Here is a 22852-nt window from a genome sequence, read left to right on the forward strand (position 1 = left end):
GTCCTTTTCTTTTTTCTACTCCCCCCTGGCCCCCCCCGCCCCGGCGGGGTGGGGGGGGCGGGGCGCGGCTGCGGGGGGGGGGGGGGCCCCCCCCCCGGCCCCCCCCCCCCACGTCCCGGTCAGCAGGTGGTGACCACCACGCAGACGGCCAACCTGGCCTCGATGCGGCTCGCGGCGAAGCTGGGCTTCACCGAGGTGGGGCGCTTCGAGGGATGGGGCGCCGAACAGTGGTCGGGTGTGTGGAGGCCCCAGCGCTGACCGGCGTTCCGCTTCAGGGGATCACTGGCGCCAGTAGGTGATGTTGCGGAAGCGGGCCTCCGCGCGGCCGCTGCCGTGGTGGTAGACGCCGTTCTTGAAGTACCGCGTCGCCGGTCCTTCGTCCTGGTGGGTCAATTTCAGGGCGCCGTTGTAATAGGTCTTCACGGTGCCCCGGCCGCCCGCGACGGCGGTGTGCTCGACACGAATCTTGAACCACTTGTTGTAAATGCCCGTCGCGACGACCTGGTTGCTGTCCTTGCGCAGGGTGCCGCCGTTGATGTTGGCGACGTTGAGCATCACGTCGGTGGCGCGGGTGCCGTCCGGGCGGCTGCCGCGCAGGATCTGCACGACGGTCGGGCCACTGACGCCGGCGGGGATGTAGATCTCGCCTTCCCAGGCGCGTGAGCCGCTCGAGTACTCCTGGTTGAAGCGGAGCTCGGTGCGCGGATCGGTCGGGCTGCCCTGGGTGTGGGGCTGGTCGTAGTCGTACACCCACATGGTGTGGACGCCGCCCTCGAACTTGTACCGCGCGCTGGTGGCGAGGTTGTAGGGCTTCTGGACGGTGTAGGTGTACGGCGCCGACACCCACTGCGCGGACGGCGGCTGAGCGAGGGCCTGAGCCGCCGGTGCCACGAGCAGGGGTGCGGTCAACGCGAGGGCGAGCATGGAGCGTCGCGTGTGGAGTGCAGGGGTTTCCACGGTGAATCCCTCCGACCTCGATAAGTGGTCTGTACCACTTTGGGGGTCGGAGGGACTCGGGATCAATAGTTGTTTCGAGTTCCGGAACAATGTTCAGATAGGCGAACTTTTCACATTCTTGAACTCACCGCTTCGTTTCGTACCTGGCCAGCAGAACGCCGCCGGGAAACGTGCGGGTCTCCGCCAGGTCGAGGTTCACCCAGCTGTCCAGAGCCGTGAAGAACGGCTTGCCGCCGCCCACGAGCACCGGGTGGGTGACGACCAGGTACTCGTCGATGAGTCCCGCCCGCATGGCCGCGGCGGCGAGCGTGGCGCCGGCGACGTCCATCGGGCCGCCGTCCTCCGCCTTGAGCCGGGTGATCTCGGTGACCGCGTCACCGGCGACCAGGCGGGCGTTCCAGTCGACCTCCTGGAGCGTCGAGGAGAACACGACCTTCGGCATGGCCCGCCAGCGTGCGGCGTACTCGACCGCCGCCGGGGTGGCGCCGGGCTGCTGGTCGGCGGTCGGCCAGTGGGAGCTCATCCCGTCCCACAGCCTGCGCCCGTACAGCGCGAGGCCCGTCGCCGCCACTCGGTCCGACCAGAACTGGAACAGCTCGTCGCTCGGCGTGCCCCAGCTCAGGTCGTCACCGGGCGCGGCGACGTAGCCGTCGAGGGACACGCTCATGCCGAAGGTCAGTTTTCGCACTGCGTCAGTGTGCCCGCAGTTCGTCGAAGGTCGGGAACTTCTGGGCGATGTCGCTGCCGGTGAAGTTGCCGATCCAGCCGTCGTCGTCGTGGAAGAACCGGACCGACACGTAGTCGGGCTCGGTGCCCATGTCGAACCAGTGCGTGGTGTTCGCGGGGACGCTCAGCAGGTCGCCCGCCGTGCAGAACACCGCGTACACCTTGTCGCCGATGTGCAGGTAGAAAACCCCTGCGCCACGGGCGAAGTAGCGGTCCTCGTCATCATCGTGCGTGTGCTCGGCGAGGAACCTGTTGCGGAACTCGACGGCCTTCGCGCGGTACTCGTCAGTGTCGGCCGGGGTCATCTCCATCGCGTCGACGTAGCCGTAGCTCTCCGTCTCGCTGACGCGGGCGATCTCCTTCTCGTACACCTGCAGCGCGTTCTCGGCCGTCACACCGTCCACAACGGACCAGCGGCTGAAGCGCACGCCGTGCTCCTTGAGCGCGGTGGCGATCTCCTCGGCGTCGGTGGTGCGGAGCAACGTCTCCTCGGGGCCGGTTTCCGGCCACACCGTCAACAGCGTCATGAGTGCCTCCCCGTAAAGATGTCTCGCGTCTCCACCTTGAAGCGCAGCAACCACTCCAGGCATTCCAGGCGGTGCCGGGCCTGCATCAGGTCGTCGCCCCACACGTACACGCCGTGCCGTGCGACGAGCAGCGCCGGGACCGACGGGTCAAAGCCCTTCTCGAAGGCGTCGCCCAGTTCGAGCATGTCCTGCGAGTTGCGGACGACCGGGATCACGACCTCTTCGTGGTCGTACCGGCCGAAGCCCTTGAGCATCTCCAGGTCCTTGAGGACCACGCCGTCGGGCCAGTGCTCCGCCGCCACGACGGTCGCCAGCGCGTGGACGTGCACGACGGCGCCCGCTCCGGCGACGTTCGCGATCCTGGCGTGCAGGGCCGCTTCGGCCGACGGGACCTTGTCGCTGTCCACGGCCTTGCCGTCGACGTCGATGACCACGCTGTCCCCGGCCGTGATCTCGCCCTTGTCGACGCCGCTGACCGTGACGGCGAGGCGGAGCGGATCACGTTGCAGGACAACGGAGAGGTTGCCACTCGTGCCGCGCATCCAGCCCATCTGCGCGTAGCGGACGCACTCCCTCGCGAGCTCTGCCGTCACGAAAGCTCCCAGACCGTCGGGTGGGGCGAGAAGTCGGCGTTGCCGTACGGCTCACCGGCGCGCGCGACGCCGACCGTCTTCCAGCCCGCCTCCTGCGCGGCGTGCAGCTCGGCCGGAACGTCGCTGTAGAAGGTGATGTCGTCGCTCTTCAGCGTCTCGGCGATCTTGTGGTACGACGCCGCTTCACGCTTCGGGCCGGCGTTGACCGTGTCGAAGTGGTGCTCCAGCAACGGGGTCAGGTCGCCGTCCGTCGTGTGCTGGAAGAACGCGACCTGGCCCGCGACCGAGCCGCTGGAGAAGATCGCGAGCTTCACGCCGTCGCCGTGCCACTTGCGGATCGCGGGGACGACGTCCGGGAAGAACTCCGCCACCAGGTCTCCCTGCGCGTAGCCCTGCTGCCAGATCAGGCCCTGCAACGTCTTGAGGGGCGTGACCTTCTGGTCTGCGTCCATCCAGTCGTGCAGCGCCTTGACAACGTCGTCGTGGCCCGCGAGCTCCTTGATCTGCTTCACGGCGTCGGCGACCACCGGGTCGTCACCGTGCTGCTCGATCCACGGACCGAGCCTGGGGCGGGCGTAGTCGTAGAGGACGACCAGCACCTGGTCCGTCGCGCTCAGCGTGCCCTCGATGTCGAGCACGACCCACTTGCTCACCGCTGTTCTCCCTCGTAGTACTTGTCGAGCTCGCCGGCGTTGTAGACGCCCCGGTCGGTCACCACCGTCGTGACGAAGCGCGGCGGCGTCACGTCGAACGCCGGGTAGTGCCCCTTCACCCTCGGCGTGGCACTCGGCCTGCCCAGCACCTGCAGCACTTCGGCACCGTCGCGGAACTCGATCTCCACGTGGTCCGTCGTGGGCGCTTGCAGATCGGGTGCCTGCACTTGGGCGTGGAACGGTACTCCGAACGCGTGCGCGGCCACGGCCAGACCCAGTGTGCCGATCTTGTTCACGACGTGCCCGTCCATGGTGACGCGATCGGCCGCCGTGACCAATGCGTCGACCTGACCGCTTTGCAGCACCGCGGCGCCCATGCCGTCCGTGATGAGCGTGGTGTCGACGCCCATCTCGATCAGCGTCTCCGCGGTGAGCCTGGCTCCCTGCAGGTACGGCCTGGTCTCGGTGCAGAAGAAGCGCAGCGTCTTGTTCTGGTTCTGGGCGGCCCTGACCGTCTCCGTCAGGTACAGGTCGGCCCAGCAGTGCGTCATCACCGTGGCGTTGTCCTGCAACAGGTTCGCCGTGTGCTCGCCCAGGGCCCGGCTCTTGGCGCGGTACCTGCGGTCGCCCTCGATCGCGCCGTCAAGGGCCCGCGTGATGTCCCGCGCGGCGTCCACGTGCTCCAGGACGACCTCGGTGGCCTTGCGCAGGGCGTTGTTGGTGCGCCTGGTGTTCTCGAGCATGTGGGCGGTCTGTTGCAGCTGTGCGCGGGCCTGCTCGAACGGGAGCGCTTCGAGGGTGCGGGCCTCGAGCACCATCGCCTGGAGAACCGCGAAGTACGGGCCCGAGGACTGGGTGACCATGTCCTCGATGGCCCGTCCGACGTCCTCGGCCGTGCGGCACAGCACCCAGTTCCGTTCGAACGGGAACTGCCGGCGGTCGAGGATCAGCACGCCTTCGTCGGTGAGCTTCACCGAGTCGGCGAGGACCGGCTGCATCAGCTGTACCCGGTGTAGGCGGGGCGCGCGCCGGTCAGGAAGTGCTCGCCGACCTCGCGGGCCTTGTAGACGACCGGGTCGTGCAGCGTGAGCGTGCGGGCGTTGCGCCAGAAGCGGTCGACGCCGTACTTGGCCGCCGTACCGCGTGCGCCGACCTGCTCGAAGATGCGGCTGGTGACCTCGTTGACGAGCTTGGTGCTGACGACCTTGGCCTCGGAGATCGTGACGGCGACCTCGCCGCGCTTGGCGGGCGTGAGGTGGCGGCCGAGCTCGGTGGCCTCGTGCAGCTGGCGGGCCGCCTCGTCCGCGAGCAGCCCGGCGGCCCTCGTCTGGGACACCATCTCGCCGTACGCCGCGACGATGTACGGGTCGTCGGTCGCGGTCTCGACGCCGCTGACGAACCACGGGCGGGTCTTCGTGCGGGTGTAGTCGGCGGCCTCGGCGAGCGCGCCCTCGGCGAGGGCGACGTAGAGCTGGGCGAGCACGAGCTGGAAGCCGATCGCGGCGAGGCTGATGCGCGGGTCCTCGTTGACCGGCTGGACGCCGAGGATCTCGGTCACCCGGACGTTCTCGAAGTTCACGCCACCGGACGCAGTGAGACGCTGACCGATGTTGTCCCAATCGTCCAAGTAGGTGATTCCGGTCGCTTTCCCGTCGAGCAGGAACGTGAGTTTCTCGCCGTTGTCGGTGCGGGTCGCGCTGACCACGAGGCGGTCGGCGACGGCGGCTCCGGTGGCGAACGTCTTGCGCCCGTTGAGCGTGTAGCCGGTCTCGGCGGGGGTGAGCTCGAGGGCCGCGTCGAGCGGGTTGCTGACGCCCGCCCAGAACTCGTCGGGGTGGACGCTGAACGGCGAGTCGAAGAGCCCGCTGCGCCAGATCTGCAGGTAGTGGTACCCGAGGAGGTGTCCGGTGTTGGCGTCGGCGGCACCGATGATCCGCCCGATCCGCTGCTGCTGAGTCCAGTCCCGGACGTTCAGCAGGCCGCTCTGGCGGAGCAGTTCCACCTCTTTGGTGGGTGGCTGGTTGGCCCGGTCCCTGTCCGCCGCGTCGGACCTGAGCGTCGCCGCCACCTCGTGCGCGACGTCCAGCCAGTTCGACATTCCTGCTCCTCTCGGTGGTACCCGCTCCAACCTACTTCTTCACACCACCGGGCTAACCACGATGTGAGAGAGACCAAGGCCTGGCAGACTGCGCGCGAACCTCGCTCTGGCGGGGGTCCAACATCTAGGGAGCATTCGGTATGGCGCAGGGCACCGTGAAGTGGTTCAACGGCGAGAAGGGCTTCGGATTCATCGCGCAGGACGGCGGCGGTCCGGACGTGTTCGTCCACTACTCGCAGATCTCCGGCTCGGGCTTCAAGTCGCTTGAGGAGCAGCAGCGCGTGGAGTTCGAGATCGGGCAGGGTCAGAAGGGGCCGCAGGCGCAGGACGTCCGCGCCATCTGATTTCAGCTCTTCCAGGAGCCCGTCCGGCCTTCGGGCCGGGCGGGCTTCTTTGTGCCCTGAACCGGCCTTGAACTGCGGTTCCCGAAATTGTCAGACCTGCCTGTCATCGTGGTCCCACCAGCTCGTTCGGAACCTCACGACGATCGGAAGGTCTCGCCCGCCATGCCTCGCCGCGCCTCGCTCCCCACCCGCCCGCCGCACCGACCGGCTTCGACGCTGCGCACCCGTCCGCCGGGGCGCAAGGGTGGCCGGTGATGGGGCGGCAGTGCGTCCGGCCGCGGGAGGACGGCCGCCGGTGCGCTGCTCGCGCCGCCGCGTGGGGCTCGCCTGATCCTGCCGCTCCCGTGGTGGACCCGGTGGCGTGCTGGGCGCACCTGACGGAGGGCGAGCGCGAGGTTCGCGTCGTGAACCTCGCTCGTGAGCTAGCTGCTGAGCTCGCTGGCGACGTGCGTGGAGGACGCCGGCGCACTCGCGCCGCCGTGTCCTCGCCGCGGAGGGGCCGGACGGGCCGGGACTCCAGTCCTTCGGCCGGAGACTCTCCGCCTCGGCTGCGCGCGGTTCCTTCGCTGCCCCGAGGCGGGGCAGCCACGCCCACTGCCCAAGACCGAGCCGCCGCACCACCAGCGAGTCCCACAGTCGACAACCAGAAGCCGTGCGCGCCACCCGTCACACCGCCCACCGCTCTCCCGGCCGAAGCTGCGCCCTCGTGGCCGCCCCAGCGCCCCGCCCTCCCCGGTCCCACCTCCCACAGCCTCCGCAAGTCCCTCAACAAGGCCGCCTTCCTCCTGGCGGCCAACACCGGCCGCCGTCCAGGCGCGGTCAACACCGAACTGAACGGCGTGATGGGCGTCGACAAGCGCGCCGAAGCCGGCAAGCGGCAGCTGCGTGAGGGCCTGCGATACGTGGGCGACCAACTACGAGCGGCACGCGGCGTGAACCTCGACAGCGATCCGCCGTTCTGAAGCCCGGCAGGAACGGGAAAGGCGCCGCAGCCCGTCGGCCACGACGCCCGTACTTCCCGCCGCGGGAACGGACGGGGAACACCCGCGGAGACCCCGCGAGCGAAGTGGCAACCGAGGGAGTCGAACCCTGCGCGGCTTGTGAAGGCGGCGCCCGAGTACCGGCCCTAACCCTTCGGCTGGGCGACGGCTGCCGTGGAGTTGTCCTGTTCAGGTAGAGCGACTTGCGGCCTGTGGGATACCCACTGTGTTAAACGTCCACGCGGCTGAAACGGTTTCATGTTTCACTCGGATGGGTGACTCTGGTCACCATGCGGTACCTCCCTGCCATCGCAGCCCTGCTGCTCCTTCCCCTGGTGCCCGCCACCGCGCAAGCGGCTCCGGCAGGCACGTTCTACGTCACCAGTGTCCGGACCGGCCTCAACGTCGCCCAGAGCGGCAGTGGACTGGCACTGCACCGCCCCAAGGGCAACGAGGACCGCCAGCAGTGGCGGCTGAGCGACGGGAGGTTCGAGAACACCGACTCGCCGGGTCAGTGCATCACCCGCCAGCTCACCATGGGTTCGTGCTCACTGGGGGATGCGGTTCACGAGCCCCGTCAGTTCGGTGATCAATGGGAGATCTTCTCCCTGAACGGCGAGACGCGGTGGTACCTGACGCCGGTCGTCTCCCCGACGGCGCCGATGCCGGCGGATCCGCGGCTCGACGAGATGACGTTCCTGACCGCGCACAACGCCTATGCGAACGGGGTCGACGGCGGGTTCGCGCCGCCGTTCATCAATCTCGCCAAGAACCAGACGCGCGGCATCGTGCAGCAGCTGAACGACGGCGTGCGGGGATTCATGCTCGACATCCACCAGACGCCCGACGGCGCGATCCTGTGCCACAACAGCTGCACTCTCGTGAGCAAGCCGGTGGCGCTCAACGTCGACGTGCAGCGCATCGTGGACTTCCTGCGCAACAACCGCAGCGAGATCATCACGGTCTTCCTGGAGGACTACGTCGACGCGAACACGTTGCGCGCCGAACTGCGCAAGGTGCAGGGGCTGGGCGACGTGCTGTACCGAGCGGAGGGCGTGCAGCAGAACGGGTGGCCGAAGCGCAGCGAGCTGGTGAGCGCCAACAAGCGGCTGCTCATCTTCACCGATCACGGCAAGGACGGGCGCGAGGACTCGGGCGTGCTCTACCAACGGGACTGGACCGTCGAGAACTACTGGTCGATGGGTTCGGGGCTCGGCAGTTCCGACTGGTCCTGCTACAGCCGATGGGATGAAAAACCTCTCACCGCGACCGGCAACTTCCAGCCTTTGTTCGTCATGAACCACTTCCGCGACGTTCCGTTCACCGGCACGGCGACGACGGACAACGGCAAGCTCGTGAACCGGGCGCAGCAGTTCTGCCAGCCCGCGGCCAGGAAGAAGCCGAACTTCCTGGCTGTCGATCTCTACCACCTCGGAAACGCGGCGCAGGCCGTGCAGCAGCTGAACGCATACGTATATAGGCCGTAGCCCAAATCGTGGGAGTTGTACGCTCCGCGCATGGCCTCGATCCTGTTCACGCGCGGAGCGCCCTCTCTCGACATCATCGACCAGGAAGGCCTGCGCGACGCCGCGCAGAAAGCCTTCACGGACGACCCCGGCGGCACCTTCGCGTACGGCACGAGCGTCGGCTACGTGCCCCTGCGCACCTGGCTCGCGGAGCAGCACGGCGTCGAGCCGGAGCAGGTGCTCGTCACCAACGGCTCGATGCAGGCCGACGCGTTCCTGTTCGAGCTGCTCGTCCAGGCGGGCGACGACGTGGTGGTCGAGGCTCCGACCTACGACCGCACGCTGCTGAACCTGCGTCAGCGCGGCGCCAAGATCCACGCCATCGAGCTGGAGACCGACGGCATCAACGTCGACGCGCTCGAGAAGCTGCTGGAGAGCGGTGTGCGCCCGAAGCTCGCGCACATCATCCCGAACTTCCACAACCCGGCCGGCTACACGCTGTCCGAGGCGAAGCGCGCGCGTCTGCTGGACCTCGCGGCCAAGTACGACTTCGTGCTGTTCGAGGACGACCCGTACGTCAAGGTGCGGTTCGAGGGCGAACCGCTGCCGACGATGCTCTCGCAGGACAAGAACGAGAAGGTCGTCTACGCGTCGTCGTTCTCGAAGACGATGGCGCCCGGCATCCGCTGCGGTTACCTGGTGGGCCCGAAGTCCGTCATCAAGTCCGTGCAGGACATCGCCACCACCACGTACATCTCGCCGAACATGGTGGCGCAGTCGATCGTGAACTCGTACTGCCGCTCCGGCCGTCTCGACGAGTCGGTCGTGAACGTCCGCACGGCGCTGCGTGCGCGCAGGGACGCCCTCGTGGCGGCACTGCAGCGTGAGCTGCCGGAGGCGGTCTTCACCGCGCCGCAGGGCGGCTACTTCATGTGGGTCGAGCTGCCGGGCGTGTCGATCGACAAGCTCGTGCCGGTCGCGAAGGAGCACGGCGTCGAGTTCGTGAAGGGCTCCGACTTCCTGCTGGAGGGCGGCGACAACGCCCTGCGCCTCGCGTTCTCGGGCGTCACGCCGGAGCAGATCGACGAGGGCATCACGCGTCTCGGCGCGGCGGTCCGCGCACTCTGATCGCCCCGAAAAGCGTCAGTTACTGCCAGAACTTCTGGCAGTAACTGACTTTTCGCGCTACCGTGGCGCCGTGGACACCTTGACCACGCGCGCCGCGAAGGACCTGCGCACCCGCCTCGCGATCCAGGAGGCGGCCATCGCCCTGTGTCTCGACCAGGGCCTCGCCGCCACGTCGACCAAGGCCATCGCCGATCGCGCGGGCGTCTCCGAACGCACTCTGTTCCGCACGTTCGGCACCAAGGCCGCGATCTTCTGGTACGACGCGTTCCTCAGCCGGGTCGTCCGAGCCCTCGTCCCGGATCCCGATCCCGTTGCGGCGCTGGGGAAAGCCGTCCGCACGGCCATCGACACGATCACGCCCGGGCAGTGGGCCCTGGAGCTCGGCCGGCGCGCGGTGATCGTCAGCGAACCCGACCTGATCGCGACCGGCACGCAGGAGCTGAACACCGGCGCCGCGCAGATCGCCACGATCCTGACGCCCCCGCTCGCCTCTCCCGAGCAGGCCTTCGACCTGCTGCTCTTCGCCCGTTTCGCGGTCGCGGGGATGGGCGCGGTCCCGATCCACGCGGACACGACACCCCTGGCCTGGGGCGCGGAACTGGAGCGGGTCGTGCACAAGGCCGCGCACGGCGCGTTGGAGCGGTCATGAAGCTGATCACGGACCCGAACACGCTGGCCGGCCTCAGCCACGACGAGGCCGAGTGGGCACCGGCGGGCACGCCGTACGCGGCGTTCCGTCCCGAGTCCACAGAGGACGTTCAGGAGGCCGTGAGGCACTGCGCCGCCAACAACATCCCGATCGTGCCGCGCGGTGCGGGCACGGGGTTGTCCGGTGGCGCCAACGCGGTCGACGGCTGCCTGGTCCTCGACCTCAGCCGCATGGACGAGGTCCTGGAGATCGACCGGGACAACCTGCTCGCCGTCGTGCGGCCGGGCGTCGTGAACGACGACCTGAAGAAAGCCGTTGCCGCGCAAGGGCTCTGGTACCCGCCGGACCCGGCCAGCTCGCCGTGGTCGACTATCGGCGGCAACGTCGCCACGAACGCCGGCGGTCTCTGCTGCCTCAAGTACGGCGTGACGCGCGACTACGTCCTCGGGCTGGAGGCCGTGATGGGCGGCCCGGTCGAGTACGGCACGGCGGTGCGGCTCGGCCGGCGCACCACCAAGGGCGTCGCGGGCTACGACCTGACCAGCCTGCTCGTCGGGTCCGAGGGCACGCTCGGTGTCGTCACCGAGGTCACCGTGCGCCTGCGGCCTTCCCCGCGCCCGTCCGGCACCGTCGTCGGCGCGTTCTCCAGCCTCGTCGCCGCAGGTCAGGCCGTCGCGCTGACCACCGCGCGCGGGTTGCAGCCCGCTGCTCTGGAGCTGATCGACCGGGCGTGCCTGCAGGCCGTCGAGGACTGGAAGCACCTCGGCATCGAGCCCGACACCGAGGCCATGCTCCTGGCCCGCGCCGAGACCCCGGACGACGCCGACGGCCTGGTCACGGCGTTCACCGAGGCGGGTGCCGTCTGGACGGAGCGGTCCACGGACTCGACCGAGGCCGAAGCCCTCTTCGCCGCCCGCCGCCTCACCTACCCCGCCCTGGAACGCCTGGGCCCGCTGCTCACCGAGGACGTGTGCGTGCCGCGGTCCGCGGTGCCCGCCATGCTCGCGCACATCGAGCGGATCGGCGTACGTCACGGCGTCCGGATCGCCACCATCGCGCACGCGGGCGACGGCAACCTGCACCCGTTGCTGATCACCCCTCCCGGTGACGACAACGCGCGGATCGCCGCGCAGAAGGCGTTCGAGGACATCATCGACCAGGCTCTGGGACTGGGCGGCACCGTCACCGGCGAACACGGCGTCGGCCTGCTCAAGCGCGACGGCATGATCCGCGAGCTCGGCCCGGACGCCCACGCCCTCCACCAGGCCGTCAAGCACACGTTCGACCCGTTGGACATCTTCAACCCGGGCAAGGCCTAAGGAGTCCGCATGCTGGTTCCCGTAGACGGTGGCACCCTGTTCGTCGAAGTCCACCACGGCGACACCGCGCCGGTCCTCGCGATCCACGGCGTCAGTGGCAGCCGCAAGCTCTGGAACTGGGTGGCCGCGCACAACCTCACGCTCGTCACCCCGGACCTGCGCGGCCGAGGTGACAGCTCGGGCCTGGAGGGCGGCACGATCCGGCAGCACGCCGACGACATGCTGCGCGTGCTCGACGCCCTGGAACTCTCCTCGGTGACCGTGAGCGGCATGTCGATGGGCGGTTACGTCGCCGTCGACCTGGCGGTGCGCCACCCGGACCGAGTGCGCGCGCTAGTGCTCGTGGACGGCGGCTTCCCCATGCCCGCCCACGCGCAGATGACCGAAGAGGTCCTCACGGCCGCCATGGCCCCTCAACTGACCGCACGCGAACGCACGTGGACCGTCGACGAGTACCTCGCCGTCCAGGCCGTGGTGAACTCGGCGATCGACCCCACCGACCCGCTGGTCCGCGAGTACTTCGCCCACGACCTCACCGAGGACGGCCACCTCAGACTGTCCGCCGGCACCCTTCTCGCCGACACCCGTAACGTCGTCTTCGGCTCGTCGCGCTGGCAGGAGCTGACGATGCCGACCTGGTTCGTGCACGCCGAGTGGAGCACCGGCCCCGGCTCCCCGCCCGCCTACACCGTCGAGCAGGCCGCCGGGTTCCGCGCCGCCCTGCCCGTGCTGCACGAGCCGGTGCTGATCAACGAGGTCGACCACGGCGGGACCGTGATGACCAGGGCGGGAGCCGCCGTCGTCGCCGAGGTCCTCGCCGAGGCGTTGAAGTAGCTGAGCCTCGCACCACACCTTCTTGGACCCGAGCCTGCCCGCGAGTTAGTGTGTACACCAATGATTAGTACACCAAGCATCCCGGAGAACCCGCTCGAACTGGAGCGGCAGGTCTGCTTCGCGCTGGCGGTGGCCAGCCGGACGGTGATCGCGGTCTACCGGCCGATCCTGGAGCCGCTGAACCTCACGCATCCCCAGTACCTGGTGATGCTGGCGCTCTGGGAGCGGTCGCCGCGCACCGTCAAGGACCTGAGCAACGCCCTGCAGCTCGACCCCGGCACCCTCAGTCCGCTGCTCAAGCGGCTGGAGGCGATCGGGTACGTCGAGCGGCAGCGGGACAAGGCCGACGAACGCGCGCTCGCCCTCACCCTGACCGAGACGGGTCAGGAGCTGAGGAAGGAGGCGCTCAAGATTCCCTTCAAGGTCGTGGAGCAGCTCGACATGACGTTCGAAGAGCTCGCGCAGCTGAACCAGGTGCTGCACAAGGTGATCGCCAAGGCGACGCGATGAACCCCGCGCTGAAGGTCTGGTACTACGCGGGCGGCCGGCTGCCGCAGAAATATCGCGAGTTCGTCTACGACGACGTGACCGGCCCGAAGTGGTTGCTGCGCTTCACCGTGCGCAGTCTCGTGCAGGTCACACCGCTGACGACGGCCATCACGCTGGCGCTCGTTTTCGGCCTCGACTCGCCGTGGCCGCTGGCAATTGCGTGCGGTGCGCTCGGTTTCGTTGTAGGACTGTACTTCGCGCTGTCCTATGCACCTGAAAGTGTGGACTACCGGCTCACGAAGTACGGGTACCCGAGAGGTTCGGCGACTCAGGGGCGCCGTGACCGAAACGCTGTGAAGGATCGCGAACGACAGGCGAAGTACGACGCGGTCTGGCGGCGATCCGAAGGGTAGAGACCCATGGCCTTGTTGAGTGATCAGTTGGAGTTCACGAGGCCACAGGTGCTCACGCTGACAGCCGGGGTGCTGCAGCTCGCGTTCGGGTGGTTCGACCTGTTCAGTTTGGACCCCAACTACCACGTGATCCAGATCGGCGTCGGGGCACTGGGCATCGCGATGGCGTGGCGGCACGACCTCGCGCGGATGTACGGACTCCTGCTGCTGCTCGGGTTCGGGATGCTCGCGTTCTCGCTCGACGACGTGACGACCGAGAGCTTCCTCGAGGTCCGCACGGCGTTGATCGGGCTCGTGATCACGCTGGCCAGGCCGGCAAAGCGCGTTCCGAACTGACGTCGCGTCCCACCGAGCGCAGCGCCGTCAGGGTCGCGTACCCCTCCGCCAGCAACGCCGTGTCCGTGCCCGGCGCGAGCGACTCCTCGGCGTAGACGTGCACGAGCTCGACCTCGTCGTCGCCCACGTCGTCCACGCGGCTCTGCACCGCGCCGAACCGCGCCAGCTCCGCCCAGCGAAGTCCTTGCACCTCAACGACGTTCGGCACGTTCAGCGACAGCACCGAGGCCTCGGGCATCTCCGCCAGCACAGGCAGCACGACGCGTACGACCTCGCCCGCCTTGTCCCACAACGGTTCGGGCCCGTCCAATCCGACGTCGAGCGACACCGCCAGCGACGAGACGTCGTTGAGGTGCGCGGTCAGCGCCGCGCCGACGGTGCCGGAGTGCAGGATCGCGCGGCCCACGTTCGCGCCGAGGTTGATCCCCGACAGGACCACGTCCGGTTTGCCGCCGAAGCCGCCCCGGCACGCGATCAGAGAGATCAGGCCGGGATGCGCCGCGACCGCGTACGCCTCGACGTCGAGGCCCGGCAGGGTGCGGCGTTCGCTCGCGACCCTGCCGTTCTCGCCGGACGCCGCGACCGACGCGCTGGTGCCGCTGGCCTGGGTGGCCGGCGCGGCCACCACCACGTCGTACCCCGACGCGACCGCGGCCGAGGCCAGCGTCCACAGGCCGGGTGAGTCGATTCCGTCGTCGTTCGTGATCAGCGCGCGCATCCGCTCATTCCTCGATCGGCTCCAGTTCCACGCGTTTGCTCAGCTCGCGCACGGCTTCTCCGCCTCCGCTGCCGAGGCCGTGCCTCGTCACGTTGACCGCGCCGGCGGCCGCGCCGAGCTTCACCGCGTCCGTCAACGACATACCCAGCGCGAGGCCCGCTGAAATCCCCGCGGTCATCGAGTCACCCGCGCCCCGCGTGTCGACGGGCTCCAGCCGAGGCATCCGCACCAGGTAGAGCTGGTCTTCGAGCAGCGCCAGCGCCGGTTCGTCGGCACGGGACACCACCACGCCGTGCACGCACGAGGAAGCGATCTCGCGCGCCTTCTCGATCAGCTTGGTCAGGTCCTCCTCGCCGAGTTCCTCGTGCGAGACCTTGACGACGTGCGGACCTCCGCGCACCGCTTCGGCGAGCCGGTCGCCGGCCAGGTCGACGATCACGCGGCAGCCGTTGCTCGTGAGGTCGGAGGTGAGGCGGAAGTACGTGTCGTGTGGCAGCACCCGGTCGTCGGACGGCCCGCTCAGCACGGCCGTGCCCGCGCGGATGCCCTCCACCAGTGCTGACTCGTACACGTCGTCCAGCTCGTGGCGGGACAACGCGTCGGGGAGCATCTCGACCATCTCGTCGCGGCTTCCGTCGCGGCGATCGTGCACGTAGGCGCCGTTGCGTGCGGCGACCTCGCGTGCTTTGAGGTCGACGTGCTCGCCTTCTAACAACGCGCGCAGGACTCGGCCTGTCTCACCGCCGAACGTCGCGCACACCACGGCTTCGACGCCGAGCGCGGCGATCATCCTGGACTGCCAGAAACCCTGGCCGCCGGCGTGCAGGTGCACGTCCGGCTCGCCATCGAGGTCCTCGACGGTGACGGTCAACTGGGGGGACGGGGCAAATACGGCAACTCGGGCATCCACGACATCCTGGTACCCGGTGTGAGCGAAGGCTATTCGCCCACACCGGGTGAATCAGACATCAGCAGGCGCCGCCGTCACGCCAGACGCCCCACTGACCGGTGGTGCCGGGCTCCTCGCCCCGCGTCCACCACTGCGCGGTCCACTTCCTGCTGTTGTGCGACACGACGTTGCCGCCGGTGTAGACCTTGTCGCGCTCCCACGCGGGCTGCGTGCACGGGCCGGGGCCAGGGCCGCCGCCGGTGTCCCACGGAACCTGCGTCGACTTGTAGAAGTTGATGCCCATGGTCGTCCAGCGCGGGCCCTGGTTGCCCAGGCGCACCTTGAACTGGTCCCAGTTGTGCGTCGACCACGGCGACCACGCCAGTTCGGCGATCGCGCCGAGCCTCGGGAAGGCCATGAACTCGATGTCCTGCGCCGTCACCAGCGTCTCGCTCCACAGTGGAGCCTCGACGCCGTGGACCGCCGACTCCGGCACCCCGCTCAGGTGTGTGCCGGGGTTCCAGTCGTAGGCCGTCTGGACCTCGATCAGACCCGCCCACGACAGGCCGAGAGGCGTGCTGGAGTTGTACTTCATGTCCAGGTACGCCTTGTTCGCGGGCGACATGATGACCTTGTGGCCGCGTGCCGCCGCTGCCTGCACCACGGCGTTGGACGTCGAGGTGCCCCAGTACTGCGGCATCGTGGCGGTGTCGGTCGTGGTCTTCACGAACTCGTGCCAGCCGAGCGCGGTCTTGCCGTACTTCTTGACGATCGGCAGCGTGCGGTCCATGAACGTCTGGTAGTCGGCGTCCGGCGTCGAGTGCGCCTCGTCGCCGCCGATGTGGAGGTACGGGCCGGGCGTGAGCGCCGCGATCTCCCGGATCACGTCGTCCACGAACTGGTAGGTGAGCTCCTTGCCGACGCACAGCGAGGAGTAGCCGACCTCGATGTCCGTGCGCAGCGGCGGGGCCTGGCCGTTGCAGTTGAGCTCCGCGTACGAGGCCAGCGCCGCGTTGGTGTGGCCGGGCAGGTCGATCTCGGGGATCACCGTGATCTTGCGTGACGCCGCGTACTGCACGATCTCGCTGTACTGCGCCTTGGTGTAGTAGCCGCCGGGACCGCCGCCGACCTGCGTGCTGCCGCCGTACGTGGCGAGCCGCGGCCAGCTGTCGATCACGATCCGCCAGCCCTGGTCGTCGCTCAGGTGGAGGTGGAAATAGTTGATCTTGTAGAGCGCGAGCTGGTCGATGTAGCGCTTGACCGTCGAGACCGGGTGGAAGTGACGGGCCACGTCGAGCATCGCGCCGCGGTAGGAGAACCGCGGGTGGTCGACGATCAGCGTGCCCGGCACGGTCCACGGACCGGCCTGCGCGGTCGTGCTCTCCACCTTGGCGGGCAACAGCTGCCGCAGCGTCTGCACGCCGGCGAACAGGCCCTCGGGAGTGTTGGCGCGCACGACGATCGAGCCGGCCGCGACGTCGAGCTGGTAGCCCTGCTGGCCGACGGTGCCCGGCGCGCCCGTGAGCAGCAGCGAGATGCCGTCGGACGGCGTCCCGGTCGTGTCGGACACCGGGAACGCGTACCCGGTCGAGGGCCTCAGGACCCCGGCCAGGAAGGTGCCGACGTCCCTCGCGGCGGGGGCGGTGTAGATCTTCGTGGCGGCCGTCAGCGTGTGCGTGACACCTGCCCTGGCCTGCACCGAGACAGGGACCGGCACGAGGCTCTGCAGTGGTTCCGCGGCTTGCGACTGCGCGCTCACGGACAGCGCCGCTGTGACAGCGATGACCGCGGCGAGAACGCGAGTTCTCACGACTCCTCCTCACGAGTCGGGGGCGGCGACCCTGTCTCCAGCGTGCTCAAACATCCCTTTTGTCGTCAATGGTCTGGGCCAATTCTTTCTTCGAGACCGGCTCGAAAGCGGCCTTCCGCGCGGCTCGGCGCAGCGTCCGGAGCAGCACAGGTCCTGTCACCGCAACGAGAACGGCGGTGGTGACGGCCCGCATGAGGTCCCAGCCGAGCGACGTGGCGAGCGTGAACGCCGCGAGCCGCACGAGGTTCGTGCCGGGTGAGGAGCCCGGGTCGAAGCTGACGGACGTGCCCTCACCGACCGCGAACGGCCAGAACGACAGGTTGAGCAGGAAGCCGTAGACGAGCGAACTGACGACGCCGTAGACGGCCAGCAGTGCGATCTCGGCCTTGCCGCGCCACTGCGGGAGAAGTCCGGCGCCCAGTGCGACCCAGGCGGCGCCGAGCATCTGGTACGGCAGCCACGGCCCGACGCCACCGGTCAGCAGCGCCGACGCGAACAGCGTGGTGTTGCCCAGCACGAACCCGAAACCCGGCCCGAACACCCGGCCGCCGAGCACCATCAGGAAGAAGACCGTCTCGATGCCGGCGGTGCCCGGTCCGAGCGGCCGGATCGCGGCGCCGAGCGCGGACAGCACGCCGAGCATCGCGATCGCCTTGGAGTCCATGCCCTTGTCGCTCAGTTCGGCGAGCACGACCGCGAGCACCAGCGGCAGCAGGAGCGCGAACGTCCAGGGCGCGTCACCGCCGTGCGCGATGTCGCTGGACGGCTTCACGACGAGCGGCCAGGTGAACGCGGCCAGCCCGATCACGCCCGAGACGACGAGCGCGATCACCGAGCGCCGTCCGATGGCGATCACAGGGCGGCCTCGACGTCGGCGACCGTGAGCCACGGCCCGAGGATCTTGCTGACCTGCGGGGCGAAGATCGGCGACGACGTCACGACCTCGCGTGCCGGGCCGTCCGCGACGACCTCGCCCTCCGCCATGACGATCACGCGGGTGGCGTACTCGGCGACGAACTCGACGTCGTGCGTGGCCAGGACCGTCGTGGTGGGCAGGTTCTCGAGAACCTCGGCGAGGGCTGCCTTCGCGGGGTAGTCGAGGCCGCGCGTCGGTTCGTCGAGGAGCAGGACCTGCGGGGCGCCGGTCAGCATCACCGCGAGCACGAGTGCGAGCCGCTGGCCCTCGGACAGGTCGCGCGGGTGGGCTTCGGGTGGCACCCGCGCGAGGCTGTCGAGGAGGGTCCGGCACGTTCCGGCGGGCTTGCCGGTCTCGGTGTCGGCCTGGACGCACTCCTGCTCGACGGTTTCCAGGTAGAGCAGGTCGGACGGCTGTTGCGGCACCAGGGCCACGGTCTGGCGGCGTTCGGCGGGCTTGAGGGTCCTGGGGTCGGTGTCACCGATCTTGACACTGCCGGACGCGCGCTTACCGCTGCCCTGCACCGCCCAGAGCAGCGACGACTTGCCGGAACCGTTGCGGCCCATGAGCGCGACCCGTTCGCCTTCGCCGATCTCCAGCGTCACTCCGCGCACGGCCTGGACATCTCCGTACCGGACGACGACATCGTTCGCTTCGAGGACCGGGCTGGTCTTCTTGGTGGGTTCGGGCTCCGGCTCGGGGAGGCGGGCGCGCAGGGGTGCGGCCTGGCGGCGTGCGTCGCGGACCGAGACCGGGATCGGCTCCCAGCCGGCGAGCTGGGCGAGCCGGACGACGGGCGGGGCGACCGGTGCGGTCCCGAGGATCTCGCCGACGCCGCCGATCGCGCCCTGGGGCAGGAGGAGGGCTCGGTCCGCGTACTGCGCGACGCGTTCGAGGCGGTGTTCGGCGATCACGACCGTCATGCCCAGGTCGTGCACAAGTCGTTGCACGGCAGCGAGAACGTCCTCGGCGGCGCCGGGGTCGAGGGCCGAGGTGGGTTCGTCGAGGACGAGGACCTTCGGGTGCGCGGTCAGGGCGGCACCGATCGCGACGCGCTGCTGCTGGCCACCGCTCAGTGTCGCGAGTGGACGGTCCCGGAGCGTCGCGAGACCCAGCAGGTCAAGGGTTTCCTCGACGCGTTTGCGCATGACGTCGTTCGAGAGGCCCAGCGACTCCATCGAGTAGGCGAGCTCGTCCTCGACGTTGTCCGCGACGAAGCCCGCCACCGGGTCCTGGCCGACGAACCCGACGACGTCCGCCAGTTCGCGCGGCGGGTGCGTGGCGGTGTCGCGGCCGTCGACCAGCACGCGTCCGGCCAGGGTGCCGCCGCTGAAGTGCGGGACGAGGCCGTTGACCGCGCGCAGGAACGTCGACTTGCCGGAGCCGGTGCGGCCGACGACGAGGCACAGCTCGCCCTCGGGGATGTCCAGGGAGAGGCCCGCGAGCACGGGCCGCTCGGTGTAGGTGATGGTGACGTCCTCGAACCTGATCATGCTTCCCTCGCGAAGGCCAGAGGTGCCAGTGCCACGAGCACTCCCAGCGCCGGAACCAGCGGGAGTTCGGGTGCCTGCAGGGGAACCGTCGACGGCGACAGCGCCGGATCCGCCGAGAACACCAGCACCACCGCCCCCGCCACCCCGCTCAACGCGACCCCGATCGCCGTCGGCGTCCACCGGTCGGGCCGGTACCGCGTGCGCGGCACCCTGCGCGCCCCGACCCGCAGGCCCGCGATCGCCAGCACACCACCGAGAACGAGCAGCGGCCAGCCGGTGTAGGCCCCGGCGAGCAGCCCGTACGTGCCGATGCAGAGCCCGAAGAGCCCGGCCAGCACCAACGTGCCGGTGAGCACCCGGTCCCTGCGCGAGATGCCGGCCGTGCGCCCGTACCCGCGCGAGTCCATCGAGGCGGCCAGCACCAGCGACCGGTCGAGCGCGTCCTCCAGCACCGGCACCAGCATCGTGCGGATCGCCTTCGCTCCTCTGGCCGTGTCACCCCGCAGCTGCCGCGCCCTGCGCACCGACCGCGCGGACGCGACCAGTTGCGGTGCCACGGTCAGCGCCACCACGACGGCCACGCTCACCTCGTACAGCGCGGCGGGCAACGACCGCAGGAGCCGCCGCGGGTTGGCGAGGGCGTTGGCGGCACCGACGCAGCTGAGGATCGTCGCGAGCAACAACCCCTGGTACAGAGCGAAGATCAGGCCCTCCGCGCTCACCGGGCCGCCGACGCGGATGCCCTGCGCCCAGTCGGGCAACGGGACCTGCGGCAGCGTGAACAGGATGGTCGGACCGGTGACGCCGCCCAGGAACGCGTGCACGAGGACGCGCAGGCCGATGACGAGCAGGCCGAACTTGAGGAACACGCCGTAGGTGCCGGCCCAGGGCGTGTTCGCGCGGCAGGTCACGACGACCACGCCCGCCACCGCCAGGATCAGGCCCAGCAGCAGCGGGTTGGTGGTGCGGCTGGCGGCGGTGGCGAGGCCCAGGGCCCACAGCCACCACGCGCCGGAGTGCAGCCTCACGCCCCGATCACCGCGCCCACCGCAGGGCAGGGCCTCGGTCCACCGAGCCACCGGACGCAGTCCTCACGCGTCTTCCGCAGCGCGGCGGCGTCGTGCCACCAACACCCCCATCACAGCGAGCGCGGCGATCACCAACACGCCCAGCAGTGTCCACAACCAGCCGGAGCCGGACTTCTCCTCCACCTGCTGCGACTTCTCCGCCACAGCCGGAGCCGACGTCTCCCCCGCCACCACCGACGACGACGCCGTCGACGAAGGCGCGGTCGACTCCACCGAGGACGGCGCAGCGGCCGAGGACGAAGCCGTCGGAGCGGTCGTGGTCGTCACCGCGGGCGGTTGCTGGGCCGGCGGCTGCTGGACCGGCGGTGCGGGAGGTTTCGGTTGCTGCGGCGGCGGAGGCGGTGCGGGAGCCGCGGGCGGTGCGATGCCGGGCTGTTCGCCGGCGCCGAACGCCCACCCCTCCACGGTGCCGCGTCCCGGCACGAACGTCGCCGCGCCCTGGCTGCTGTACGACCACGCGCCACCGGCCGGGGCGTGCCAGTACGACCAGTACGCGGTGGCGGGCGAGGCGTTGACGCACTTGTCCGCGTCCGTGCCCGGCCTTCCGTTGATGCGGCAGACGAAACCGGCCTGCCGGGAGGCGTAGGTGTAGCCGAAGCCCGCAGCGGTCAGGGCCGCGATGCCGGAGGCCGGGCTGCCGGGTGCGCAGCCCTGCTGGACTCCTCCGCCGAGGCCGCGGTAGTCGACGACGACGGTCACGCCGTCGCATCCCGCGGCCTGCGCCGGCACCGGTGCGAAGGCCGCTACCAGTGCCAGCGCGAGGACCAGCCTTGTCACGGGGTGGCTGCCGGGGCCACGCCCGCGCCGAACGCCCAGCCCTCGACGGTGCCGGGTGCCGGGTCGTAGCCGAGCGCACCGGAGGTGCTGTAGGCCCAGGTGCCGCCGGGGGTGGCGTGCCAGTAGGACCAGTACGCGCTGGTCGTGGGCACCCTGCACGGGTTCGGCAGGCCCTTGATCGTGCAGACGAAGCCGGTCTGGCGCGGCACGAACGTGGTCGCGAAACCCGCGTTGTTCAGCGCTTGGATTCCGGTGGCCGGGTCGATCGAGGTGCAGCCGGTCTGGACGCCGCCACCCAGTGCGGCGAAGTCCACGACGACCTTCACGCCCGCACAGGGCACGGCGGAGGCGGGGGACGTGACGACGAACGAGCTCGCGACGAGGGCGAGAACAGCAAGCACGCGGCGCATCACGCACCAACCTTCCGACGACGGGAGACGAACAGCAGGACGGCACCGGCGAGCACCGCGAACGATCCGAACAGGCTCAGCGGCACGACCTGGTCCGGTCCGGTGACGGCGAGCGGCGGGTCGGCCGGGGCCTCGGGCCCTGCCGGGGCGGGCGCGGTCGGCACGGTCGGTTCGGGAGTCGAGGTGACCGGTGGCGTGGTGGTGCAGTCGATCGCGGGCACGCCGGGAACAGCGGCCGACGCCGTCACCTCCGCGAGGCTCACGCGAGCCAGGCCGAGCATCGCCTGCGTGGTGGCGCGGATCGCCGGGTACGGCTCGAAACCCGCGCTGTCGTAGGCGACCGCACCGCGTTGCGCCTCCGGTCCGGCACAGCCGACCTGCAACGACTTCAGGTACTCCACGGCCTTGTCCGCGGCCGGGACGAGGCCTCCCTCGACGAGCGCGCCGACGGCGAGGCCGGTGCTGTTGGCATTGGCCCCGGCCGTCGCGGACGGGAAACCACCGTCCGCCTTCTGCTGCGCGGCGAGCCACGTCAAAGCCTTGGGCGACGCGGTCTTCTCCCCCACCGCCAGCAGCGCCTGCAGCACCATCGCCGTACCGTCCACATCGGACTTGCACGACGCCTGCTCGAACGCGATCGGGAAACCGCCGTCCGGGCACTGCGTGGAGACCTGGTACGCCACCGCCTTGTCGGACGGCAGTGCGGCACGCTTCAGCACGATGATCGCCAACGCCTGCGTGAACGCGTTGGTCTGGTCGAAGCCGGGACCGGTCGCGTCGAGATAGCGCCCCGACTCCTGCTGCAACGGCGCGAGCCGCTCCAGCAGGTCGACGCCGCCGAACGCGCGCGGGTCGGTGCCGAGCGTCTGCGCGACCAGCGCGAGCTTCACCAGGCCGCCGACGTACGACTCGTCCCCTTCCCCGATCAGGAAGTTCAGCTGCTCGGGCTGGGCGAGCCAGGCCGCGGCCTTGACCGCCGCCGACCTGCCGACACCCGCCGCCGCCAGCGCGTAGACGCCGTCCGCGGTCAGCCCGGCGTCGACGAGGCCGGGACCCTGGAGCAGGTGGTCACCGCCCTCGAACTGGCTGACCAGCCACGTCCCCGCGGACGGGGCGGCCTGCGCCGCCTGTGCCTGCGGTGTCACCACCAGCGCGGTGGCCACCAAGGCCACCAACGCGGATCTCCTGATCACTACGCCTCCCATGCCCGCGGTCCTCGACGGGTCGGTGGAGCTACCG

General features: G+C 69.7%; 26 protein-coding genes. 10 read left to right on the forward strand and 16 right to left on the reverse strand.

Annotated elements, in window-relative coordinates; translation table 11 throughout:
- Positions 1-129: 129 nt before the first annotated feature.
- Positions 130-258, forward strand: coding sequence for a hypothetical protein (locus ACWF7A_RS35510; RefSeq protein ID WP_452254887.1), 129 nt, complete (start codon positions 130-132; stop codon positions 256-258).
- 21 nt (positions 259-279) lie between these two features.
- On the opposite strand, the gene ACWF7A_RS35515 is transcribed toward ACWF7A_RS35510, so the two are convergent.
- The 7 genes from ACWF7A_RS35515 to ACWF7A_RS35545 form a co-directional block, all read right to left on the reverse strand.
- Entirely contained in the window at positions 280-957 is a 678-nt protein-coding gene (locus tag ACWF7A_RS35515) for a polysaccharide lyase family 7 protein (protein WP_452254888.1), read from the reverse strand.
- Between the two features lie 124 nt (positions 958-1081).
- Entirely contained in the window at positions 1082-1645 is a 564-nt protein-coding gene (locus tag ACWF7A_RS35520) for a dihydrofolate reductase family protein (protein WP_452254889.1), read from the reverse strand.
- 4 nt (positions 1646-1649) lie between these two features.
- Positions 1650-2210 (reverse strand): 1,2-dihydroxy-3-keto-5-methylthiopentene dioxygenase, encoded by a 561-nt coding sequence (locus ACWF7A_RS35525; protein ID WP_452254890.1) that lies wholly within the window; start codon positions 2208-2210, stop codon positions 1650-1652.
- Positions 2207-2803: a methylthioribulose 1-phosphate dehydratase gene (gene mtnB / locus ACWF7A_RS35530; RefSeq protein WP_452254891.1), complete on the reverse strand. Its 597-nt coding sequence runs from the start codon at positions 2801-2803 to the stop codon at positions 2207-2209. Before mtnB ends, ACWF7A_RS35525 begins: the two co-directional genes overlap by 4 nt.
- Positions 2800-3456, reverse strand: a complete 657-nt coding sequence (mtnC, locus tag ACWF7A_RS35535; protein WP_452254892.1) for an acireductone synthase — start codon at positions 3454-3456, stop codon at positions 2800-2802. Before mtnC ends, mtnB begins: the two co-directional genes overlap by 4 nt.
- Positions 3453-4454, reverse strand: a complete 1002-nt coding sequence (locus tag ACWF7A_RS35540; RefSeq protein WP_452254893.1) for a s-methyl-5-thioribose-1-phosphate isomerase — start codon at positions 4452-4454, stop codon at positions 3453-3455. The genes mtnC and ACWF7A_RS35540 overlap by 4 nt, the downstream gene beginning before the upstream one ends.
- On the reverse strand, positions 4454-5554 hold the full coding sequence (locus tag ACWF7A_RS35545; protein ID WP_452254894.1) for an acyl-CoA dehydrogenase family protein: 1101 nt from the start codon (positions 5552-5554) through the stop codon (positions 4454-4456). The genes ACWF7A_RS35540 and ACWF7A_RS35545 overlap by 1 nt, the downstream gene beginning before the upstream one ends.
- Before the next feature lie 140 nt (positions 5555-5694).
- Here ACWF7A_RS35545 and ACWF7A_RS35550 point away from each other — a divergent pair, with 140 nt between their 5' ends.
- The 9 genes from ACWF7A_RS35550 (at position 5695) to ACWF7A_RS35590 (ending at position 13512) form a co-directional block, all read left to right on the forward strand.
- Positions 5695-5898 carry a cold-shock protein gene (locus tag ACWF7A_RS35550; protein WP_030479286.1) on the forward strand — a complete coding sequence of 68 codons (204 nt, stop codon included), beginning with the start codon at positions 5695-5697 and terminating at the stop codon, positions 5896-5898.
- 1270 nt (positions 5899-7168) lie between these two features.
- Positions 7169-8365, forward strand: coding sequence for a PI-PLC domain-containing protein (locus ACWF7A_RS35555; protein ID WP_452254895.1), 1197 nt, complete (start codon positions 7169-7171; stop codon positions 8363-8365).
- A gap of 30 nt (positions 8366-8395) precedes the next feature.
- A complete protein-coding gene (locus tag ACWF7A_RS35560) occupies positions 8396-9472 on the forward strand; it encodes an aminotransferase-like domain-containing protein (RefSeq protein ID WP_452254896.1) in 1077 nt (358 codons plus the stop codon).
- Positions 9473-9542: 70 nt separating this feature from the next.
- A complete protein-coding gene (locus tag ACWF7A_RS35565; protein WP_452254897.1) occupies positions 9543-10121 on the forward strand; it encodes a TetR/AcrR family transcriptional regulator in 579 nt (192 codons plus the stop codon).
- Positions 10118-11440, forward strand: a complete 1323-nt coding sequence (locus ACWF7A_RS35570; protein ID WP_452254898.1) for an FAD-binding oxidoreductase — start codon at positions 10118-10120, stop codon at positions 11438-11440. The genes ACWF7A_RS35565 and ACWF7A_RS35570 overlap by 4 nt, the downstream gene beginning before the upstream one ends.
- Before the next feature lie 9 nt (positions 11441-11449).
- A complete protein-coding gene (locus ACWF7A_RS35575) occupies positions 11450-12274 on the forward strand; it encodes an alpha/beta hydrolase (protein ID WP_452254899.1) in 825 nt (274 codons plus the stop codon).
- 60 nt (positions 12275-12334) lie between these two features.
- On the forward strand, positions 12335-12784 hold the full coding sequence (locus ACWF7A_RS35580) for a MarR family winged helix-turn-helix transcriptional regulator (RefSeq protein ID WP_452254900.1): 450 nt from the start codon (positions 12335-12337) through the stop codon (positions 12782-12784).
- On the forward strand, positions 12781-13176 hold the full coding sequence (locus ACWF7A_RS35585) for a DUF5313 family protein (RefSeq protein WP_452254901.1): 396 nt from the start codon (positions 12781-12783) through the stop codon (positions 13174-13176). Before ACWF7A_RS35580 ends, ACWF7A_RS35585 begins: the two co-directional genes overlap by 4 nt.
- Positions 13177-13224: 48 nt before the next feature.
- Complete coding sequence (locus tag ACWF7A_RS35590; protein ID WP_452254902.1) at positions 13225-13512, forward strand: hypothetical protein; 288 nt, start codon at positions 13225-13227, stop codon at positions 13510-13512.
- Here ACWF7A_RS35590 and surE read toward each other — a convergent pair.
- The 9 genes from surE to ACWF7A_RS35635 form a co-directional block, all read right to left on the reverse strand.
- Positions 13475-14230, reverse strand: a complete 756-nt coding sequence (surE, locus tag ACWF7A_RS35595; protein WP_452254903.1) for a 5'/3'-nucleotidase SurE — start codon at positions 14228-14230, stop codon at positions 13475-13477. The genes ACWF7A_RS35590 and surE overlap by 38 nt on opposite strands.
- Before the next feature lie 4 nt (positions 14231-14234).
- Positions 14235-15101 carry a 1-phosphofructokinase family hexose kinase gene (locus ACWF7A_RS35600; protein WP_452254904.1) on the reverse strand — a complete coding sequence of 289 codons (867 nt, stop codon included), beginning with the start codon at positions 15099-15101 and terminating at the stop codon, positions 14235-14237.
- A 97-nt stretch (positions 15102-15198) separates the two neighbouring features.
- Positions 15199-16902 carry a family 20 glycosylhydrolase gene (locus ACWF7A_RS35605; protein WP_452255039.1) on the reverse strand — a complete coding sequence of 568 codons (1704 nt, stop codon included), beginning with the start codon at positions 16900-16902 and terminating at the stop codon, positions 15199-15201.
- Positions 16903-16975: 73 nt separating this feature from the next.
- Positions 16976-17785, reverse strand: coding sequence for an ECF transporter S component (locus ACWF7A_RS35610; protein WP_452254905.1), 810 nt, complete (start codon positions 17783-17785; stop codon positions 16976-16978).
- The gene (locus tag ACWF7A_RS35615) at positions 17782-19338 is read right to left on the reverse strand and encodes an ABC transporter ATP-binding protein (protein ID WP_452254906.1); all 1557 of its coding nucleotides are present in this window, start codon (positions 19336-19338) and stop codon (positions 17782-17784) included. The genes ACWF7A_RS35610 and ACWF7A_RS35615 overlap by 4 nt, the downstream gene beginning before the upstream one ends.
- Positions 19335-20366 (reverse strand): CbiQ family ECF transporter T component, encoded by a 1032-nt coding sequence (locus ACWF7A_RS35620; RefSeq protein WP_452254907.1) that lies wholly within the window; start codon positions 20364-20366, stop codon positions 19335-19337. Before ACWF7A_RS35620 ends, ACWF7A_RS35615 begins: the two co-directional genes overlap by 4 nt.
- Positions 20367-20429: 63 nt before the next feature.
- Positions 20430-21203, reverse strand: a complete 774-nt coding sequence (locus ACWF7A_RS35625) for a hypothetical protein (RefSeq protein WP_452254908.1) — start codon at positions 21201-21203, stop codon at positions 20430-20432.
- Positions 21200-21613: a hypothetical protein gene (locus ACWF7A_RS35630; RefSeq protein WP_452254909.1), complete on the reverse strand. Its 414-nt coding sequence runs from the start codon at positions 21611-21613 to the stop codon at positions 21200-21202. The genes ACWF7A_RS35625 and ACWF7A_RS35630 overlap by 4 nt, the downstream gene beginning before the upstream one ends.
- On the reverse strand, positions 21613-22818 hold the full coding sequence (locus tag ACWF7A_RS35635) for a prenyltransferase/squalene oxidase repeat-containing protein (RefSeq protein ID WP_452254910.1): 1206 nt from the start codon (positions 22816-22818) through the stop codon (positions 21613-21615). Before ACWF7A_RS35635 ends, ACWF7A_RS35630 begins: the two co-directional genes overlap by 1 nt.
- Positions 22819-22852 lie beyond the last annotated feature (34 nt).

This window comes from Lentzea sp. NPDC055074, from assembly GCF_053608005.1.

Bases quoted from the DNA above. Each gene is read 5' to 3' on its own strand.
- ACWF7A_RS35525 (WP_452254890.1), bottom strand. From the start codon at position 2,210: ATGACGCTGTTGACGGTGTGGCCGGAAACCGGCCCCGAGGAGACGTTG.
- ACWF7A_RS35540 (WP_452254893.1), bottom strand. From the start codon at position 4,454: ATGCAGCCGGTCCTCGCCGACTCGGTGAAGCTCACCGACGAAGGCGTG.
- ACWF7A_RS35545 (WP_452254894.1), bottom strand. From the start codon at position 5,554: ATGTCGAACTGGCTGGACGTCGCGCACGAGGTGGCGGCGACGCTCAGG.
- ACWF7A_RS35550 (WP_030479286.1), top strand. From the start codon at position 5,695: ATGGCGCAGGGCACCGTGAAGTGGTTCAACGGCGAGAAGGGCTTCGGA.
- ACWF7A_RS35555 (WP_452254895.1), top strand. From the start codon at position 7,169: ATGCGGTACCTCCCTGCCATCGCAGCCCTGCTGCTCCTTCCCCTGGTG.
- ACWF7A_RS35560 (WP_452254896.1), top strand. From the start codon at position 8,396: ATGGCCTCGATCCTGTTCACGCGCGGAGCGCCCTCTCTCGACATCATC.
- ACWF7A_RS35570 (WP_452254898.1), top strand. From the start codon at position 10,118: ATGAAGCTGATCACGGACCCGAACACGCTGGCCGGCCTCAGCCACGAC.
- ACWF7A_RS35575 (WP_452254899.1), top strand. From the start codon at position 11,450: ATGCTGGTTCCCGTAGACGGTGGCACCCTGTTCGTCGAAGTCCACCAC.
- ACWF7A_RS35580 (WP_452254900.1), top strand. From the start codon at position 12,335: ATGATTAGTACACCAAGCATCCCGGAGAACCCGCTCGAACTGGAGCGG.
- ACWF7A_RS35585 (WP_452254901.1), top strand. From the start codon at position 12,781: ATGAACCCCGCGCTGAAGGTCTGGTACTACGCGGGCGGCCGGCTGCCG.
- surE (WP_452254903.1), bottom strand. From the start codon at position 14,230: ATGCGCGCGCTGATCACGAACGACGACGGAATCGACTCACCCGGCCTG.
- ACWF7A_RS35615 (WP_452254906.1), bottom strand. From the start codon at position 19,338: ATGATCAGGTTCGAGGACGTCACCATCACCTACACCGAGCGGCCCGTG.
- ACWF7A_RS35630 (WP_452254909.1), bottom strand. From the start codon at position 21,613: ATGCGCCGCGTGCTTGCTGTTCTCGCCCTCGTCGCGAGCTCGTTCGTC.
- ACWF7A_RS35635 (WP_452254910.1), bottom strand. From the start codon at position 22,818: ATGGGAGGCGTAGTGATCAGGAGATCCGCGTTGGTGGCCTTGGTGGCC.